Here is a 3,779-nt window from a genome sequence, read left to right as displayed (position 1 = left end):
TCACCCCGACCGTGGATTCCTCGTTCCGGGCGGGCAGCACCACCGAGACGCGTCGCCCGGCTTTGGCCGCGACCAGGTCGGCGGGACGAAAATCGGCGGCCCGGTAGGTTCGGCGCGCTGACCAGTCGCGGACCGGGTCGACGCCCGTCGCGTCGATGCGGTCCGCGAACGCGGTCGGCGAGTTCTCGGTCACCCTCGCGATCCTGCCAGAGCCCGGGCGACCGGGGCGTGCCGGGAGAGCCGCGGGGCTGGCGCACGAGCGCGCGGGGTGGAGAGCCGCGGGGCCCCGAGCGGGAGTTGCGCGACCGTGGTCGCCCTAGGAGTTCAATGCCGTGTGTAACGATGCAGTCATGGATTTCTCTCAGTCCGCTCGCGCCGCGGACCTCACTGCGGCGGTCCGTGAGTTCATCGAGGAGCACATCGCGCCGGTGGAGCCGCAGATCCACGCGGACATCGCCCGCCGCAGGTTGTCGGGCCAGGATGCGTGGGCGGTCGACCCGCGAGTCACCGACCTGCAAGAAAAGGCCCGGAAGCAGGGCCTGTGGAACCTCTTCCTGCCCGCCGGCCACGAGGGCCCGTACGCCGAGCGCTACGGCACGCGCGGCGGGACCGGCCTGACCAACACCGACTACGCGCCGGTCGCCGAGGAGATGGGCCGCTCGTTCCTGGCGCCGCTGGTGTTCAACTGCAACGCCCCGGACACCGGGAACATGGAGGTCCTGCTCAAGTACGGCTCGCAGGAGCAGAAGGACCGCTGGCTGGACCCGCTGCTGACCGGTGAGATCCGTAGCGCCTTCCTCATGACCGAGCCCGAGGTCGCCTCCTCGGACGCCTCGAACATGGCCGCCACCGCCCGCGTCGAGGGCGACGAGGTGGTCCTCGACGGCCACAAGTGGTGGTCCACGGGCGTCGGCCACCCCGACTGCAAGGTCGGGATCTTCATGGGCGTCACCGACCCGGACGCCCACCGCTACCTGCGCCACTCCATGGTCCTGGTGCCGATGGACGCGCCCGGGGTGACGGTGGAGCGGATGCTCACCGCCCAGGGCATGTTCGACGAGCCGCTCGGCCACGGCGAGGTCCGCCTGGAGGGCGTGCGGCTGCCGATCGGCAACATTATCGGCGGCCCCGGCCAGGCCGCGGCGATCGCGCAGGGCCGCCTCGGTCCGGGCCGCGTCCACCACTGCATGCGCCTGATCGGCTTGGCAGAGATGGCGCTCGACCTGGCGTGCCGCCGGGCGTCGGAGCGGGTCGCGTTCGGCAAGCCGGTCGTCAACCTGGGTGGCAATCGTGAGCGCCTGGCCGAGGCGCGCATCGCGATCGACCAGGCCCGCCTACTGGTCCTGCACGCGGCCTGGAAACTGGACACCCACGGCGACGCCGCGGTGGAGGTCAGCGCCATCAAGGCCGCCGTCCCCCGCATGGCCCAGCAGGTCATCGATATGTCTCTACAATTGCATGGCGGGGCCGGGATGAGCGACGATTTTCCGCTCGCCGGCGCCTATGCCACTGCACGTGCCCTGAGACTCGCCGACGGCCCGGACGAGGTCCACCTCGGCGTCGTCGCCAGATCGATGCTCGCCCCCTACCGCGACGCGGCCGCGGCGCGCACCACCGCATCACAGATCCGCACCGAGGAGACCCGATGAGCGCCCGAGACCGCAGAGCCGCCCCCGAGTCGTCGAGCCGCAAGGAGTCCGAGCACGATCACGAACCGGCCCTGCGCCGGCGCGTCCCCGGCACGGGGCCGGTGCGCCGCGAGGACTCGTTCGACGTGGCCGCCGTGGCAGCGTGGCTGCGGTCGATCACGCCCGATGACGCGACCGTGCTGGCCGGTGTAGATCTGGGCGACGACGACAACCCCGTCATCCCCGAAGTGCGCCAATACACCGGTGGCGCCTCGAACCTCACCTACCTGCTGCGATACCCGGGCGTCGACCTGGTGCTACGTCGGCCGCCTGCCGGGACGAAGGCCCGCGGGGCGCACGACATGCGCCGCGAGCACCGAGTGCAGTCGGCGCTGCGGCCCGTGTACCCGCTCGTCTCGCGGATGGTGGGGTTCTGCGACGACCTGTCGGTCATCGGCTCCGAGTTCTACGTGATGGAGCGGATGCGCGGCACGATCCTGCGCAAGGACCTGCCGCGGGAACTGCGCATGGATCGCGTCACCACGCGGCGACTGTCCGAGGCGGCGGTCGACGCGCTGGTGGACCTGCACTCGGTGGACATCGACGCCGCCGGGCTCTCCGATCTCGACCGCGGTGAGGGCTACGTGCGCCGCCAGGTCGAGGGCTGGTCGGCCCGGTACCGGCGGGCCCGCACCCCGGACGTGCCCGATTTCGCCCCGGTGTTGAAGTGGCTCGAGGCCAACCAGCCGGAGGATGTGGGACACTGCCTGGTCCACAACGATTTCCGGTTCGACAATCTGGTGCTGGACCCCGAGGACGTCACCCGCGTCGTGGGGGTTCTGGACTGGGAGATGTCGACCGTCGGCGACCCGCTCATGGACCTGGCCGGCGCGCTGGCCTACTGGGTGCAGGATGACGACGGCCCGATGTACAAGGCTTTCCGTCGCCAGCCCACCAACGCGCCCGGCATGCTCACGCGATGGCAGGTGGTGCAGCGCTACGCGCGGCGCTCGGGGATCGAGATCACCGAGGAGCAGTGGCGCTTCTACGAGGTGTTCGGCCTGTTCCGTCTCGCGGTGATCGCGCAGCAGATCAACCACCGCTACTTCCACGGCCAGACCACCAACCCGGCCTTCCGTCCGTTCCGACCGGCCGTGGGGCTGCTCGAGCAGCGGTGCCTGCGCATCATCCGCACCGGGCACGGCGATCTCAACCCCGGCAGGTTCGGGGTGCGGGACGTGGTGCCCGAGCTGCTGGGGGTGCCGCGGATCGCGATGCCGCTCGTCGCCGGCGGTATGCACGACGTGCGCAGCAAGATGAGCGGGATCCTCGGCGCGATCACCGGCCGCGACGGCTCGGCGACGAACGGCTCGCACTGATGGGAGCCATCCATCTCGTCCGCCACGGGCAGGCGTCGTTCGGCTCCGGCGACTACGACCGGCTCTCCGAGCTCGGACACCTCCAGGCCCGTCTGGCGGGGGAGGACATGGCCGCCCGGGGCCTTCGCCCGGACGTGCTCATCCACGGCGGATTGCGCCGACAGCGGGAGACGGCCGAGGGCATCCAGGCGGGGCTCCGCGAGAAGGCGGACTGGGACTGCCCGATCGAGGTCGACGAGGGCTGGGCGGAGTACAACGCCGACGAGGTCCTCGAGGCCGCGCGGGAGGCGGGACTGACGGCCCGGCACGGCACCCTCGATTCCGCCGATTCCTCACCCGAGGCCAAGCGGGCCTTCCAGGACCAGCTCGACGACGCCCTCCACCATTGGGCCGGCCTCGAGGCGTTCGCCCTGTACGCCACCACCACGAAGGCGTCCCTGGCCGCGGCCGAAGCCCGGTCGGGCACGGGCCGGACCACCGTCGTGGTGTCCTCGGCGGGCACGATCTCGCTCGCGGTCGCCGGACTGCTGGCCGATCCCGACGGCGTGGCCGGGCTGTGGAAGCGACTGCAGCGGGTCACCGTCAATACCGGGATCGCCCGTGTGGTCGTGGGGCGCGAGGGGATGAACTGCATCTCCGTCAATGAGCATCAGCACCTGGAGCGGGCCGCCGACCCCGCCGACCCGCGAGCGCTCATCACCCTGCGCTGAGCCGGCCGCGGCCAGAGTTCGCCACCACGCCCGGCACGGCCCGGCACGGCCCGGCATGGACC

At 71.4% G+C, this 3,779-nt stretch carries 3 protein-coding genes and 1 pseudogene; 3 read left to right on the top strand and 1 reads right to left on the bottom strand.

Going from position 1 to position 3,779, the window contains the following annotated elements:
* Window positions 1–193, bottom strand: a pseudogene (locus G6016_RS16980) (glucosyl-3-phosphoglycerate synthase); the annotation flags it as partial.
* 157 nt (window positions 194–350) lie between these two features.
* On the opposite strand from G6016_RS16980, the gene G6016_RS09625 reads away from it, so the two are divergent.
* Genes G6016_RS09625 through G6016_RS09615 form a run of 3 tightly spaced genes read left to right on the top strand, consistent with a single transcriptional unit; the run spans window position 351 to window position 3,717 of the window.
* On the top strand, window positions 351–1,649 hold the full coding sequence (locus G6016_RS09625) for an acyl-CoA dehydrogenase family protein (RefSeq protein ID WP_182632453.1): 1,299 nt from the start codon (window positions 351–353) through the stop codon (window positions 1,647–1,649).
* Window positions 1,646–3,007: a phosphotransferase gene (locus tag G6016_RS09620; RefSeq protein ID WP_182632452.1), complete on the top strand. Its 1,362-nt coding sequence runs from the start codon at window positions 1,646–1,648 to the stop codon at window positions 3,005–3,007. The genes G6016_RS09625 and G6016_RS09620 overlap by 4 nt, the downstream gene beginning before the upstream one ends.
* A complete protein-coding gene (locus G6016_RS09615; protein WP_182632451.1) occupies window positions 3,007–3,717 on the top strand; it encodes a histidine phosphatase family protein in 711 nt (236 codons plus the stop codon). The genes G6016_RS09620 and G6016_RS09615 overlap by 1 nt, the downstream gene beginning before the upstream one ends.
* The last annotated feature ends 62 nt before the right edge of the window (window positions 3,718–3,779 follow it).

Source organism: Dietzia aerolata, from assembly GCF_014144865.1.
Lineage (GTDB): Bacteria > Actinomycetota > Actinomycetes > Mycobacteriales > Mycobacteriaceae > Dietzia > Dietzia aerolata.
Note: the sequence above shows the minus strand (reverse complement) of the source record. Positions and strands in the feature narration are given on the sequence as shown.